Here is a 14,791-nt window from a genome sequence, read left to right on the forward strand (position 1 = left end):
TTCAAAGTTAATCCTATTCCCATAAAGAGAAAACAAAAGACATACCAAAAATAAAAAGGAAGGGAAAAGAAAGGCCCGTTAGGTTTTGAAAACCTAACGGGCCTAGTTTTATTCATTAAAAGGAGCTCAGACTATTTGACTTCTTCGAAATCTACGTCCTCTACGTTATCCCCTTCCGGAGCAGCTCCTTCCGCAGTGGCATCTCCTTGCGGCGCCCCACCTGCCTGTTGTGCTTCTGCCTGGGCTTTGTACATTTCCTCGGAAGCCACTTTCCAGGCTTCGTTTATTTTATCCAAAGCCGGGGCGATTACCTCCAGATCTTTAGACTCATATGCTGTTTTTAATTCCGCCAGAGCATCCTCGATCGGTTTTTTCTTATCTTCAGACAGCTTATCGCCAAACTCGCTCAATTGTTTTTCGGTCTGGAAGATCATTCCATCGGCCTCGTTCAATTTATCGGCGGTTTCCTTCGCTTTTTTATCGGCATCGGCATTTGCTTCCGCTTCCGCTTTCATTTTTTCGATTTCCTCTTCGGTCAATCCGGAAGAAGCCTCTATTCTAATATCCTGTGTCTTATTCGTGGCCTTGTCCGTTGCGGAAACCTTAATGATTCCGTTTGCATCAATATCAAAGGTCACCTCAATTTGGGGAGTGCCTCTTGGCGCAGGTGGAATACCATCTAAATGGAACCTCCCTATTGTTTTGTTATCCGCGGCCATAGGTCTTTCCCCCTGCAACACATGAATTTCCACGGAAGGTTGATTATCCGCCGCCGTAGAGAATACTTGTGATTTCTTGGTAGGAATTGTCGTATTGGCATCGATCAGTTTGGTCATTACGCTTCCCATGGTCTCGATACCCAATGAAAGTGGTGTTACATCCAATAACAGTACATCTTTCACATCTCCGGTCAATACACCTCCTTGAATAGCGGCACCCACAGCAACTACTTCATCCGGATTCACTCCTTTGGAAGGTTTTTTGTTAAAGAATTTTTCTACCGCATCCTGTACCGCGGGAATTCTTGTAGACCCCCCAACTAGGATAATTTCGTCAATATCACTTTTGGATAATCCGGCCGATTTTAAGGCAGTCTCACAAGGTGCTATGGTCCTTTTTACCAAATCGGCTATCAATTGCTCAAATTTGGCTTTGGTCAATGTACGCACCAAGTGCTTTGGTCCGGAAGCTGTTGCGGTTACATATGGTAAATTAATTTCGGTCTGTGCAGAAGAGGAAAGTTCGATCTTTGCCTTTTCGGCAGCTTCACGCAAACGCTGTAATGCCATGGCATCTTTACGTAAATCCATGTTTTCGTCCTTGTTGAATTCCTCGGCCAACCAATCGATTATCTTTTGGTCAACATCATCACCACCCAAGTGCGTATCGCCATCGGTAGCCAATACCTCAAACACACCATCGCCCAATTCCAAAATGGAAACATCGTGCGTACCGCCTCCAAAGTCAAATACGACTATCTTTTGATCGGTATCCTTTTTATCCATTCCATAGGCCAAAGAAGCTGCAGTAGGCTCATTAATGATTCTTTCTACCGTAAGTCCGGCAATTTCACCCGCCTCCTTGGTAGCCTGTCTTTGTGCATCGTTAAAATACGCAGGAACGGTAATCACTGCTCTGGAAACATCCTGTCCTAGATAGTCCTCCGCTGTTTTCTTCATCTTCTGAAGAATCATGGCCGAAAGTTCCTGTGGCGTGTACAAACGTCCGTCTATATCTACCCTGGGCGTATTGTTATCTCCTTTTACTACTTTATACGGAACCCTATTAGCTTCTTTGCTGGACTCGGAGAATTTGTTCCCCATAAATCGCTTTATAGAGTATATAGTATTATTGGGATTAGTAACGGCCTGTCTTTTTGCGGGATCGCCGACTTTAATCTCACCGCCCTCTACAAAAGCAATGACAGATGGTGTGGTTCTTTTCCCTTCTGCATTTGGAATTACTACCGGTTCATTTCCTTCCATTACGGAAACACAGGAATTGGTCGTACCCAAATCTATTCCTATAATCTTGCTCATTCTATATGTTTTAAAATATTAGTGCCTGTTTTATTAAGCCGAAATGTAAGTGACAAACAATATGCCAAGTAAAGAAAACTGACAGGATGTCATTTATACTAAAAAAAGAGAATAGGACGGTGCCCATTTTTAAACCAGATAAGTCCATTATGGCCTAACCCTATTTCACTGAGGGAGTCCTATTGAAAATTGATTTTGAAACGGCACTTTAAAGTAACATTATGAAATAGCTGCATTGGTAACGGCATCCAAAGCTCCACTTATTTTTTTAAGGACCTCGGTAGTTTCGGCATTAAGTTGATGGCGTTCTTTTAAATAGTTTGGATCATTATAGATTATTTTTACCAGCCCATCTTTTTCAAAAACTACGATTTTTTGAGGCAAATCAATACCAACAGTTTGGTTATCTTTCATCAAGACCGTTCCCAGTCTTGGATTACCGAATAAAATAATCCGTGTTGGAGCCAAGTCTAAATCTACCGATGCCGCGTTTTTACGATGGTCCAGCTCGAGTAAAATCTTCAAATTTGGATTTTGTTCAAGAACCGTTTTCAGATTTGTATACGTATCCGTAAAGTTATGCTTGCTTTGTTTTTCTATAAGTCCGTTCGTTATCATTTCATTATTCGTTTTAAATTGATTTTATTAATGGTCGAAAATACCGGAAGAACCTTTCCGCTGACAAATGAATTCGCATTTCCAATTATATAAATGATTTAAAATACCGTTACCTTTACTTGAAAAACAACAGACTTATTATGGAATGTATCAGTATTTTCGATATGCTGAAAATTGGAATAGGCCCTTCCAGTTCCCATACTTTAGGGCCGTGGCGTGCTGCTGAACGCTGGCTGTCAGAACTTCAAAAATCCAACATTTTTAAAGAAGTCAAGGAAGTAACGATTCATATATACGGTTCCCTCTCCTTAACAGGAAAGGGACATGCCACGGATTACGCCGTAATGCTCGGGCTCTCGGGAGCTGATCCGGAATATATACCGGTCGAGGAAATACATTCCCTGATCCAAAAAATTAAAGTAGGGAAGCAACTTCTCTTAGGTAATGAACAAATTATACCATTTGATCCCGGTTCCCATATACTATTTCATAAAAAATTCCTTCCTTTTCATGCGAACGCACTAACTTTTGAGGCAAAACTTGCCAACGGAAAGAAAACATCGGAAACTTATTATTCCATAGGAGGTGGCTTTGTAGTCGTTGAAGAAAGAAAAGGAGCGAAACATAAAATAAAAACCTTCAATACTTTTCCTTTTCCAATTCAAAAAGGAACGGAACTTTTGGAATTTTGTGAGCAAGAGAACAAGATTATTTCCGAAATCGTTTTGGAAAACGAGCTTTCGCTTCGGACGGAGGATGAAATAGATTACGAAATACGAAGGGTATGGAACACCATGTTGGAGTGTATGTATGCCGGTTGCCATACAAAAGGTACGTTACCTGGTGGGCTTAATGTAAAACGGCGTGCTTTTGAAATGCACGAGAAGCTAAAAGGCAGCCTCCCCTATTCCAACCCCAGGGAATGGATCGAAAGTATTAGGGAAACCGAAGTGAAGTTTCGGCAGATCATTAAATGGGTAAGTTGTTTTGCCTTGGCCGTGAACGAGGTAAATGCCTCTTTGGGTCGTGTAGTGACCGCACCTACCAATGGGAGTGCTGGAGTTATTCCCGCTGTATTAATGTATTATTTGGTCATTGAAAACCACGATGGCGATTTTGATGATGTGAAAAGATTTTTGCTTGTTGCCGGAGAAATTGGGAGTATCTTCAAAAAAGGGGCGACCATTTCTGCCGCCATGGGCGGTTGTCAGGCCGAGATAGGCGTATCTTCCGCCATGGCGGCAGGTGCATTGACCGAACTGATGGGAGGTTCTCCCGAACAGGTATTAATGGCCGCTGAAATAGCCATGGAACATCATTTGGGTCTTACTTGTGATCCTATTGGCGGTCTGGTACAAATCCCCTGTATAGAGCGCAACGCCATGGGGGCCATTAAAGCCATAAATGCTGCGGAACTGGCCATGGATGCTGATCCGACCGTTGCCAAAGTTCCTTTGGACAAAGTAGTACAGACCATGTGGGAAACCGCCAAGGACATGAGTTCTAAGTATAAAGAGACCTCAGAAGGTGGATTGGCCGTTAGCGTATTTTTGAGTGATTGTTGATGACACACATGCAAATGGAGTAATCAAAATCACGAATTGTCAGGGGCTAAATAATCCAAAACATTCTTCTCGATACGTTTTTGAATAATAGTGGTATCGGCCTTTACAAATTTCTCTCCCGTAATATTCTCATAAAGTTCTATGTATCGTTCCGAGACGGAATTGATGTAATCGTCCGACATTTTCGGAACTTTTTGTCCTTCCAACCCTTGAAATCCATTGGAAATAAGCCATTGCCGAACAAATTCCTTCGATAATTGTTTTTGAGGCTCTCCTTTATATTGGCGTTCTTTATATCCTTCGGCGTAGAAATAACGGGAAGAATCCGGGGTGTGGATCTCATCTATTAAAACAATTTTTCCATCCTTGGTCTTACCAAATTCATACTTGGTATCCACTAAGATCAACCCACGACTTGCCGCTATTTGGGAACCCCGTTCAAATAGCGCATAGGTATATTTTTCAAGAACCTCATAATCGGCCTTGGAAACTATTCCTTTTTCATGAATTTCTTTTTTGGAAATGTCCTCATCATGATCTCCCATGTCTGCTTTGGTAGCCGGAGTAATTATAGGTGAAGGAAAGCCGTCATTTTCTTTCATTCCTTCGGGCATGGCCACACCGCACAACATGCGTTTCCCCGCTTTGTATTCCCGAGCGGCATGACCGGACAAATACCCCCGTATGACCATCTCTATCTTAAAAGGCTCACAGGCATGACCTATGGCAACATTGGGATCCGGAGTGGCCAGCAACCAATTGGGTACGATATCTTCCGTATCCGCCATCATTTTTGTAGCAATTTGGTTTAAAATCTGTCCTTTATATGGAATGCCTTTGGGCATGACGACATCAAAGGCGGACAATCTATCCGTAGCGATCATGACCAATAAATCGCTCTCCAGGGCATATACTTCCCGCACCTTTCCCTTGTAAACACTTTTTTGACCGGGAAAATTAAAGTTGGTATCTGTAATAGTACTACTCATTTTATATTTTGTGATTTATATGAACACGTAATATGTAAAGGCGGACACAAATCATATTTTCATTATACAAATCCAATGTAATTGCAAACCGCATGGCATGCTCGTTAATTTTGATGTTCTATGGTCTTGTAGGCATCTATAACTTTTTTGACCAATTTGTGGCGAATAACATCTTTATCGTCCAGGTAAACAATCTCGATTCCCGATACGTTCTGAAGAATCAGTAAAGCCTCTTTGAGACCGGATATCGTTCTTCTGGGCAAATCTATCTGTCCCGGATCACCGGTAATCAGAAATTTTGCGTTTTTCCCCATTCGGGTAAGGAACATTTTCATTTGGGCATGTGTGGTATTCTGGGCTTCGTCCAAAATCACAAAGGCATTATCCAAAGTGCGTCCCCGCATAAAGGCCATTGGTGCGATCTGAATGGTCCCGTTCTCAATAAAATGGGCCAATTTTTCAGCAGCGATCATATCCCGCAATGCATCATAAAGCGGTTGCATATACGGATCCAGTTTTTCCTTAAGATCCCCTGGTAGAAAACCCAAATTTTCCCCTGCCTCCACTGCGGGTCTTGTTAAAATAATCCTTTTGACCTGTTTTTCCTTTAATGCCTTTACCGCCAAAGCAACCCCCGTGTAGGTCTTACCTGTTCCCGCAGGTCCTATGGCAAAGACCATATCGTTCTTTTTGGCGGCATCCACCAAACGACGTTGATTGACCGTCTGTGCCTTGATACGCCTCCCACTAACACCATGAACGAGGGTCTCCCCACTGTTCTCGGGTGATTGATAGTCTTCGGAGTCCTTACTGGTCAATACTCTTTCTATGCTATTTTCATCGATCTTATTATATTTTATAAAATGTTGTGTAAGCATATCAAAACGCTTATCAAACTCCTCCAAAAGTTCCTCATCGCCATAAACTTTTATTTTATTGCCCCTGGCGACAATTTTAAGTTTTGGAAAGTATTTTTTAAGAAGATCGATGTTCTCGTTTCCCTGCCCAAAAAATTCTCTGGGACTAATTTCGGTGAGTTCTAAAACAAGTTCGTTCAAATAACGGGGTTTTGAAGATTGAATCTAGCCAAAGATTAATTCCTTAAGGCTATTTTTTTGTTTAATTTTGTTCTCAAATTTAAGTAAAATTTAAGTTTAGCTAATCAAAAACATATCAACATTGCTGCATGGCAATCATTACACTAACCACTGATTTTGGACTAAAGGATCATTTTGCAGCCGTCTTAAAAGGTTCTATTTACAGTGAACTCCCAGATGCTAAAATCGTTGATATTTCCCATGATATAACACCTTTTAATATTCAGGAATGTGCTTATATATTGGAAAACACCTATCATAATTTCCCAAAGGGAACCATTCATATTGTTGGGATAGATTCGGAAAAGACTGCAGAAAACACCCATATTGCAGTATTAATTAACGGTCATTATTTTATAAGCGCGGATACGGGCGTTATTGGTTTGATAACTTCGGAGATGCAACCAGAAAAAGTGGTGGAAATAAATATTCCAGATCCCGTTCACGGTTCCTTTCCCGTTATGAGCGTTTTTGTGCAGGTTGCCTGCCACTTAGCACGTGGGGGAACCCTTGAAGTGGTCGGCAAACCGTATGACAACCTCAAAAACCTACGTGAATTTTCCCCAAGAATTGTTGAAAACGGAAAAAAAATAATAGGAAGTGTTATTTATATAGATAACTATGGTAATGTAGTCACCAGTATCCAAAAGCACTTGTTCGAAGCGTATAGAAACGGAAGGGATTTTGAACTTTTGGTCAGAAACCACAAAATAAAGGAAATACATAACGCTTATAGTGATATTATAGATTTTGACCTGGACAATGACAAAAGAAAGGGAGACGGGGACCTTTTGGCACTTTTTAATTCTTCAAACTATATTGAGCTGGCTATTTACAGAAGTAATTTAAAAACGGTAGGTGGCGCCTCTACCCTACTTGGTCTGGATTACAGGGATACGATTATCATCGATTTTCTATAGAAATCAGATTAGTATTGCGCCCAAATAAGAACAAAAGGCCTATCATTATAAATTGGCAATTAGATCGCTCCGGTGATTATCCGGTCAAAATCGATTTCATTAAAGTTAATAACTATGGGAATTTCACTTTGTTCCGCATCCATTGGCCATGTAAATCAGTCCTTTTAGGGGTAGTAACGGGCTTATGTACTGTTAATAAGTTTGTTTTAGATAAAAGACCAATTAAAATATCTTTGTTTACAACAGGTTTACAAAAAACAGCTAATCGTATTGAACTTTTTATAACGAAAAGGTCGAGCCAAATTACATCACATGAAATTTATAGTATCCAGCACTTATCTTTTAAAACAACTTCAGATTTTAGGGGGAGTCATAAACAGTAGCAATACCCTTCCTATTTTAGATAATTTCCTTTTTGATCTTAAAAAGGATAAATTAACCGTATCCGCTTCCGATCTGGAGACCACTATGAGCTCCGTATTGAATGTAGACTCGGATAATGAAGGTACGATAGCGGTTCCTGCCAGATTACTTTTGGAAACATTAAAGACCTTTCCGGAACAACCTTTGACCTTTGTAATAGAAGATAACAATACAGTGGAAATAAGTTCCAATCACGGAAAATATGCATTGGCTTATGCGGATGGGGCGGAGTTTCCTAAAGCAGTGGAATTAACCGATCCAAGCTCCACCACTATTCTTGGCGATATTTTGGCCACGGCGATCAACAAGACCATTTTTGCGGCCGGTAATGATGATCTAAGACCGGTAATGAGCGGCGTGTTTTTTCAGTTTTCTACGGAAAACCTAACTTTTGTAGCAACGGATGCCCATAAATTAGTGAAATATCAGCGTGCCGATGTAACGGCTTCCCAAGTTGCGGAATTCATTATGCCGAAAAAACCATTGACGCTGTTAAAAGGTATTTTGGCAGGTAGCGAATCCGAAGTGCAGATCGAATATAACGATAGTAATGCAAAATTCAGTTTTGATGACACGGAACTGATATGTAGATTGATCGATGGCAAGTATCCCAATTATGAGGCCGTTATTCCAAAGGAAAACCCGAACAAATTGACCATCAACAGAAATCAATTTTTAAGTTCCGTACGCAGGGTCTCTATATTTTCCAATAAAACAACACACCAAATCCGGTTAAAAATCGCCGGTGCGGAATTGAATATATCCGCAGAAGATATTGACTATTCCAACAAAGCGGAAGAACGTTTGACCTGCTCTTATCATGGGGACGATATGCAAATAGGCTTTAACTCCAGATTTCTTACGGAAATGTTGAACAATTTAGGTTCCGATGAAGTTTCTTTAGAAATGAGTTTACCCAATCGTGCCGGGATATTAATGCCCATAGATGGTCTGGACGAAGGTGAAAATGTTACGATGCTGGTAATGCCCGTGATGTTGAATGGTTAAGTTTTCATCCACCTCTATAATACAGAAAAGGGAGCATATAGCTCCCTTTTTATCTTTAAAATCCATCCCTTTATGATATAAATCGAATCGTACCGAAATAACTTGGGGATTCCCCATTATTCGCTCTTACCGCATTAATGGCCGGAAGAATTAAAGAAAGTATCCCTGTAAAGATTAAAAGAAGTATTCCCAAACCAAATAACAAAATAGTGGGAATACCGATAATAAGGTATAAGATAAGACTCAATTGAAAATTCACAATGGATTTTCCGTGTTCATCCATTCCGGTCACTGAATCTTTTGTAGTAAGCCAAAGTACCAAGGGTACGATAAGACCTCCAAATCCGGTAATAAAATCCAAGTATTGGGAAAGATGGGCAATAACCAATAGTTTTCGGTCTTCCCTTAAAGTAATATTTTGATTAATAATTTCCATTTTTTGATCGATTAATGATAAATACTATTTATGTGACGCAGGCATTCCTTTTTTGTTACAAATGAACCGAAAAACCTATGGTTTCTTTCAGAATTGGGTAAATTTCCTCTAGTCTTTCTTTTATCGGATTCTTTCTTTCCAAATCAGGGTATCTTTTCGATCTCTTTTGATGTCCTTTTTATTTATATTCTTTTAAGCCGTAAAGGAAATATATTGAATTGTACGTATTGAACTCATCTTGACTTTTGATATCCCCCAATAAAAGGTTCGGAAGCATTTTTCATTTGACTATTTTTGCACCATGATTTCCAATGACAATATCATTGCGTTAGCCACGCCATCGGGAGTTGGTGCCATAGCCGTTATTCGTATTTCGGGAAATGATGCTATTTCCCTAATCGCTCCCTTTTTCAGATCTATCCATGGAAAAGATTTAAAAAAACAAAAAAGCCATTCTATTTTATTAGGACATATCGTAGAAAACGGAAATACGTTGGACGAGGTTTTAGTTTCCATATTTAAAGGTCCCAATTCTTATACGGGTGAAGATGTAATTGAAATTTCATGCCACGGTTCACCTTATATTCAGCAGGAAATTATTCAGTTATTTTTGCGCAATGGCTGTAGAACGGCTTCTGCAGGAGAATTTACCTTACGTGCTTTTTTAAATGGAAAAATTGATTTGAGTCAGGCCGAAGCAGTGGCTGATCTAATATCCAGTGATACCGAAGCAAGCCACAGGATTGCCATACAACAAATGCGGGGCGGTTTTAGTAATGAAATAAAAGGATTACGGGACGAGCTATTAAATTTTGCCTCTCTTATTGAATTGGAGTTGGATTTTGCCGAAGAAGATGTAGAATTTGCCGATCGTACTCAATTGGTGGATTTACTGAACCGCATTCAAAATGTTTTAAAACGTTTGATCGATTCTTTTGCCATTGGCAATGTTATTAAAAATGGGATTCCAGTGGCCATTGTCGGAGAACCCAATGTAGGTAAATCTACATTATTGAACGCTTTGCTGAATGAGGAAAGAGCCATAGTGTCCGATGTTGCCGGAACTACAAGGGATACCATAGAAGATGAGATTTCAATAGGCGGAGTAGGGTTTCGTTTTATAGACACTGCGGGTATCCGGAATACGCAGGATAAGGTAGAACATCTAGGAATCCAAAGAACTTTTGAGAAAATCAAACAGGCGGAAATAATCATTTATTTAATCGATAGTTCCCTGTTATTAGATGATTCCAGCCTTGAAAAAGTGAAAATGGATGTAACGCAACTAAGGAATAAAAACCCTCAAAAACAGCTGATTTTATTATTGAACAAAGCAGATGGCCTAACAAAAGAAAAAAGAATCTTTTTAAATAATGAATTCTCAAATGCCCTGTTGCTATCCGCTAAAACAGGCGAAGGAGTGGAACGGCTTAAAAACCAATTGTTGGAGTTTATAAATACCGGAGCATTGCAAAATAATCAAACGATAGTTGTAAATACACGTCATTATAATTCACTCTTAAAAGCTTTGGCAGAAATAGAAAAAATCCAATTTGGTATGGCCGAAAAAATTTCGAGTGATTTAATGGCGATAGATGTTCGTGAAGCGTTGAACCATCTAGGTGAAATTACGGGGCAAGTAAGCAATGATGAGTTATTGGGCAATATTTTTGCTAATTTTTGTATCGGAAAGTAGAGTAACATTTCAATGAGCTTTAAATATTAAACAAATCCCTAAATTTTATGTTTAGTTTTTTTTCAAAGAAAAATTATTTAATAGACTATCTAGAAGGTTTTGTGGATATCCATAATCATATTTTACCTGGTATAGATGATGGTGCAAAAACTGTGGAAGAATCTATTGCCTTAATTAGAGGTTTTGGCAAGTTTGGGGTTACCGACTTTATCTGCACCCCACATATTATGCACAGCTATTATCCAAATACTCCTGAAACCATTAAAAATTCGCACAGCAAACTCCAAACAGAATTGAAAAACCAGAGTTTAGGCGATGTCTCTGTGAGTTTTGCAGCGGAACATATGATAGATTCCAATTTTGAAAACCTATTGGAAGAAAACAAAGTAATGCCTTTGACCAATAACTATTTATTAGTAGAAATGTCCTATTTGCAAGCATCTATCAACTTTGATGAGGCAATTCAAAAAATAGCAGAGCACCGTTACTTTCCTATATTGGCACATCCTGAAAGATATCTATATCTCCATGGAAACCTTAAGAAACATAGGGAGTACAAAGAACAAGGGCTTCACTATCAATTGAATCTTTTATCCTTAAGTAAGTACTATGGTAGGGAAGTCCAGCAAATGGCCCTTAAGCTATTGGAAGAAGGTTTAATTGATTTTGTAGGGTCAGATATCCATAATTCAAACCAGCTCAATAGTCTTAAAGAGATACAACTAAGCGAAAAAGTGGTTAATACACTTCAACCAATTATCCAAAGAACAAACATGTCTTTTTAAGAGCGTTTATAATTTCCACCATTTTTTAGTGGTTTTACCATAACCATAGCCGTATTTTCCTCCATAACCTAAGTTAGATTCCTTTACACCATTTACAATAAAGGACAATCCTTTGAGCTTTCCTTCTTTATGAAGTTTAAGAGGGTGTTCCAACACTTTTAATTCGGTCATGCCAGCTCTAGTTACATAGAGAATCTGATCCGCATATTCACTTATTAACAAGGTATCCGTAACCACCATTAACGGTGCCGTATCTACAATAATATAATCATATTGACCGACTACACCATCTAATAATTCTTTCATTCTCCCATTCATCAAGAGTTCCGCAGGGTTTGGTGGTATTTTCCCGGAATATATGACATCCACAGTTTGTTCATGAGCCAACATACTTGAAATAATATCCTTGGTTTCCAAGGTTTTGTCCACCAAATACTCAGTAAGCCCATTATCGCCTTTATTCCTAGTAGGTCTGCCTAATTTATCCACATTTTTTCCAGAATAAAATTGGTATATCTTAGGATTTCTGATATCAGCACCAATGAGTAGTACTTTTTTATCGGTATTTGCAAAAATCATGGCCAAGTTTGAAGACACCAAGGTTTTACCCTCTCCTGGAACACTGGAAGTAACATAAATCACATTTCCTCCAATGTCTTTCTTTTTAGATTTGATTATATAATCCAGATTTGTCCGCAATATTCTCAGAGATTCTGCTAAAACGGTACGTTGCTCAACCTTGACCAAGGTACTCTCTTTTCTTGAAATCTTGGGCAATTCTGCTAAAACAGGAATGTCACCAGTCAATTTTTCCAAACCAATCTTATTTTGAACCTTATTGTCCATTAGGTCCTTAAGATAAATTATGGAAAAAGGCACCAAAAATCCGAGTATTATCGAAGCTAATAAAATGATGGGCTTTTTGGGCGAAACAGGGTCAGTACTGGCCAAATAGGCACTATCAATTATCTTTGATTTAGGGGATGCTGAAGCAAAGGTAATCTGTGACTCCTCACGCTTTTGTAATAGATATAAATATAACTGTTCTGTAGTTTGTTGTTGTCTTGTAATATCTCGTAGCGCTCTCTCATTTTTAGGTGAAGAATAAATCCTGGAATTAATTCTGGACATTTGATCATTAAGACTATTTACCTGAAGACCTAGATTATTGGTCATACTATTTAGACTAGACTGCATACTCCGTTTTAAACCGGCCAACTGTTGGTCCAAATTAACAATAATCGGGTTTTTCTCATTGGAACTTTCCAGCAATCGCTTTCGCTCCAAAGCCAGTTCATTATATTGAGCCGTTGTGCCAGCTATCGAAGCATCATTAAGACCAATATTTGATGGAAGCAATTCATAGCCTTCTTGATTATCCACAATATCCTTCATCGCAGAAGCAATATCCAATTGCACGGAAGCATTCTGCAATTCTTGTCGATTTGAGGCTCCAATACTTAGATTGATGTTAGTTTGGGCAGCAATATCTGTTAATCCCCGGCCTGCTTTAAACTCTTCTGCATCCTGATCAACATTTGACAAATTACCGTATATGTCAGCAATACGGTCATTTATGAAACTTGAGGTTCGATCAGCTATCGCCTTTTTATCATTAACAGCATTTTGGTTATAGGTGGCTATTAAGGTATTTATTATATCTACCCCTCTCTTTTTTACTGCGTCATTCAATCCTATCGTAATTATGTTCGAAAGTTCTGTAACGTTAATCAATAATTTTTTTTGATAATCCTCTGCGACAGCCGCTATGGGACTTACCTTAACCTCATATTTTCTTCCACTATATGCTTCAATATCCAAAGCACTCGGGGTAATAATCAATTCGCCCAAGGAAGAAAGAATCGGCCTCCCAAATGAATGTACCTTAAAAGGTTCATCCTCTTTATTGGCAAATTCAAAAGTTGTTTTCGTAGCCAAAGTAATAAAAAACTCGTGTTCTGTTTTTTGAAGAATGGAATCTGGAGCTAAAAAATTTACTTTAAAAGGAGGATTATCATATAGCACGGTATTTTTGACATTTCCTAAGGCAATTATCTTTTTGTTCAGACCTAATTTTTCGACAACTTCCTTAAGATTAGTCCTAGAGTTTAGGGATTCTATTTCATCTTGTACATTATTTCCGCCACCACCCAAAATGTTCAAATCAGTAAATGCACCAAGTTCGGAAGCTGAACTTTGATTTTCCAATATTTGAATTTTTGCTTGGACCGCATATTGGGGAACAGCATAACGGATATATAAAATAGCAAGTAGCACAGCACCAATAATGGACATAATAAACCATTTCCAATTCTTTAAATAGGGTTTAATTAAGTCGCGATGGTCTGTGCTTCCTTTCGAAAAACTGGCGTTTGGTGTGCTCATTCTTTAATTATAAGAATATCTTTAATTTCTTGTCAATAACAAAACAGTAGAAGTAATTAATATTGAAGCTATGGAAATTGCAATGGTTGCTCTATTATCAAGTGATGATGCCGTTATTCCTGATTGGTTAGGTTCAACATAAACAACATCATTCTGGGTAAGATAGTATATAGGGGATTTTACCATGCTCTTGGAGGTTAAATCTATTCGAGTATACACCTTGGTCCCATTAAAATCCCTGATTACCAAAACATTTTCACGCACTCCCCTTATTGTTAAATCCCCTGCCAACCCCAAAGCTTCTAATAAGGTAATTTGTTCTCCATTCACCGGATACGTACCTGGACGATTTACTTCACCCAATATGGTTACAGTAAAATTACCCAACCTTATATTAATGATTGGATCTTTTAAATATTCCGAAAGTCGATCCCGTAAAAGAACTCGTAGTTCGTCGGGAGAAAGTCCTTCTATTTTGAGTTTGCCAATAACCGGAAAATCAATTTCACCAGCTTGATCCACCAAATAATCCACTTGTTCAGCTCGAAACCCTCCTTCCGTAGCACCCCTAAAAAGATTAAAAGGTACACTTGCCTCAGGGTTTAACGAAGAAACATGAATGGAAACAAGGTCATCTACCTTGAATTTTGAAACAAAACCGTTATTGTTGACCAAGGTCTCGAAATTACCTGCATCTTGAAAATATACTACGTCTTTTCTTGAAGCACAGGAGGAAAAGAAAAAAACTAAAACCACTAAGTGGAGGACAATAAGTTTAAAATTTCTGGTTTTTTGAAACATGGAGATTGTATTTAATTGCAATAATAATC

12 protein-coding genes are annotated in these 14,791 nt (G+C 38.8%); 5 read left to right on the forward strand and 7 right to left on the reverse strand.

What is annotated here, in order from left to right:
- Positions 1-131: 131 nt before the first annotated feature.
- Both dnaK and ACKWB9_RS06480 read right to left on the reverse strand, forming a co-directional pair.
- Entirely contained in the window at positions 132-2,039 is a 1,908-nt protein-coding gene (gene dnaK, locus ACKWB9_RS06475; RefSeq protein ID WP_414002187.1) for a molecular chaperone DnaK, read from the reverse strand.
- Between the two features lie 219 nt (positions 2,040-2,258).
- Positions 2,259-2,657 (reverse strand): DUF302 domain-containing protein, encoded by a 399-nt coding sequence (locus ACKWB9_RS06480; protein WP_414002188.1) that lies wholly within the window; start codon positions 2,655-2,657, stop codon positions 2,259-2,261.
- Positions 2,658-2,797: 140 nt separating this feature from the next.
- Here ACKWB9_RS06480 and ACKWB9_RS06485 point away from each other — a divergent pair, with 140 nt between their 5' ends.
- Positions 2,798-4,222 carry an L-serine ammonia-lyase gene (locus tag ACKWB9_RS06485; RefSeq protein WP_414002189.1) on the forward strand — a complete coding sequence of 475 codons (1,425 nt, stop codon included), beginning with the start codon at positions 2,798-2,800 and terminating at the stop codon, positions 4,220-4,222.
- A gap of 29 nt (positions 4,223-4,251) precedes the next feature.
- Here ACKWB9_RS06485 and ACKWB9_RS06490 read toward each other — a convergent pair whose 3' ends face one another.
- Together ACKWB9_RS06490 and ACKWB9_RS06495 are read right to left on the reverse strand one after the other, a co-directional pair.
- Entirely contained in the window at positions 4,252-5,211 is a 960-nt protein-coding gene (locus tag ACKWB9_RS06490; RefSeq protein ID WP_414002190.1) for a phosphoribosylaminoimidazolesuccinocarboxamide synthase, read from the reverse strand.
- Between the two features lie 104 nt (positions 5,212-5,315).
- Positions 5,316-6,269, reverse strand: a complete 954-nt coding sequence (locus ACKWB9_RS06495; RefSeq protein WP_414002191.1) for a PhoH family protein — start codon at positions 6,267-6,269, stop codon at positions 5,316-5,318.
- A 128-nt stretch (positions 6,270-6,397) separates the two neighbouring features.
- Here ACKWB9_RS06495 and ACKWB9_RS06500 point away from each other — a divergent pair, with 128 nt between their 5' ends.
- Together ACKWB9_RS06500 and dnaN are read left to right on the forward strand one after the other, a co-directional pair.
- Positions 6,398-7,228, forward strand: a complete 831-nt coding sequence (locus ACKWB9_RS06500) for an SAM hydrolase/SAM-dependent halogenase family protein (RefSeq protein ID WP_414002192.1) — start codon at positions 6,398-6,400, stop codon at positions 7,226-7,228.
- A gap of 312 nt (positions 7,229-7,540) precedes the next feature.
- Positions 7,541-8,659: a DNA polymerase III subunit beta gene (gene dnaN, locus ACKWB9_RS06505; protein ID WP_414002193.1), complete on the forward strand. Its 1,119-nt coding sequence runs from the start codon at positions 7,541-7,543 to the stop codon at positions 8,657-8,659.
- Positions 8,660-8,729: 70 nt separating this feature from the next.
- Here dnaN and ACKWB9_RS06510 read toward each other — a convergent pair whose 3' ends face one another.
- Positions 8,730-9,095 (reverse strand): DUF4870 domain-containing protein, encoded by a 366-nt coding sequence (locus ACKWB9_RS06510; RefSeq protein ID WP_414002194.1) that lies wholly within the window; start codon positions 9,093-9,095, stop codon positions 8,730-8,732.
- 301 nt (positions 9,096-9,396) lie between these two features.
- On the opposite strand from ACKWB9_RS06510, the gene mnmE reads away from it, so the two are divergent.
- The gene (gene mnmE, locus ACKWB9_RS06515) at positions 9,397-10,791 is read left to right on the forward strand and encodes a tRNA uridine-5-carboxymethylaminomethyl(34) synthesis GTPase MnmE (RefSeq protein ID WP_414002195.1); all 1,395 of its coding nucleotides are present in this window, start codon (positions 9,397-9,399) and stop codon (positions 10,789-10,791) included.
- A 47-nt stretch (positions 10,792-10,838) separates the two neighbouring features.
- Complete coding sequence (locus ACKWB9_RS06520; RefSeq protein WP_414002196.1) at positions 10,839-11,576, forward strand: tyrosine-protein phosphatase; 738 nt, start codon at positions 10,839-10,841, stop codon at positions 11,574-11,576.
- A gap of 6 nt (positions 11,577-11,582) precedes the next feature.
- Here ACKWB9_RS06520 and ACKWB9_RS06525 read toward each other — a convergent pair whose 3' ends face one another.
- On the reverse strand, positions 11,583-13,961 hold the full coding sequence (locus tag ACKWB9_RS06525; protein WP_414002197.1) for a GumC family protein: 2,379 nt from the start codon (positions 13,959-13,961) through the stop codon (positions 11,583-11,585).
- 21 nt (positions 13,962-13,982) lie between these two features.
- Positions 13,983-14,762 (reverse strand): polysaccharide biosynthesis/export family protein, encoded by a 780-nt coding sequence (locus ACKWB9_RS06530; protein ID WP_414002198.1) that lies wholly within the window; start codon positions 14,760-14,762, stop codon positions 13,983-13,985.
- Positions 14,763-14,791 lie beyond the last annotated feature (29 nt).

The sequence above is a fragment of the Maribacter spongiae genome (assembly GCF_047345125.1).
Taxonomy (GTDB): domain Bacteria; phylum Bacteroidota; class Bacteroidia; order Flavobacteriales; family Flavobacteriaceae; genus Maribacter.

Coding starts and splice junctions, on each gene's coding strand:
- ACKWB9_RS06520 (WP_414002196.1), top strand. CDS start 10,839: ATGTTTAGTTTTTTTTCAAAGAAAAATTATTTAATAGACTATCTAGAA.
- ACKWB9_RS06485 (WP_414002189.1), top strand. CDS start 2,798: ATGGAATGTATCAGTATTTTCGATATGCTGAAAATTGGAATAGGCCCT.
- dnaN (WP_414002193.1), top strand. CDS start 7,541: ATGAAATTTATAGTATCCAGCACTTATCTTTTAAAACAACTTCAGATT.
- ACKWB9_RS06530 (WP_414002198.1), bottom strand. CDS start 14,762: ATGTTTCAAAAAACCAGAAATTTTAAACTTATTGTCCTCCACTTAGTG.
- ACKWB9_RS06510 (WP_414002194.1), bottom strand. CDS start 9,095: ATGGAAATTATTAATCAAAATATTACTTTAAGGGAAGACCGAAAACTA.
- ACKWB9_RS06480 (WP_414002188.1), bottom strand. CDS start 2,657: ATGATAACGAACGGACTTATAGAAAAACAAAGCAAGCATAACTTTACG.
- ACKWB9_RS06500 (WP_414002192.1), top strand. CDS start 6,398: ATGGCAATCATTACACTAACCACTGATTTTGGACTAAAGGATCATTTT.
- ACKWB9_RS06525 (WP_414002197.1), bottom strand. CDS start 13,961: ATGAGCACACCAAACGCCAGTTTTTCGAAAGGAAGCACAGACCATCGC.
- dnaK (WP_414002187.1), bottom strand. CDS start 2,039: ATGAGCAAGATTATAGGAATAGATTTGGGTACGACCAATTCCTGTGTT.
- mnmE (WP_414002195.1), top strand. CDS start 9,397: ATGATTTCCAATGACAATATCATTGCGTTAGCCACGCCATCGGGAGTT.
- ACKWB9_RS06490 (WP_414002190.1), bottom strand. CDS start 5,211: ATGAGTAGTACTATTACAGATACCAACTTTAATTTTCCCGGTCAAAAA.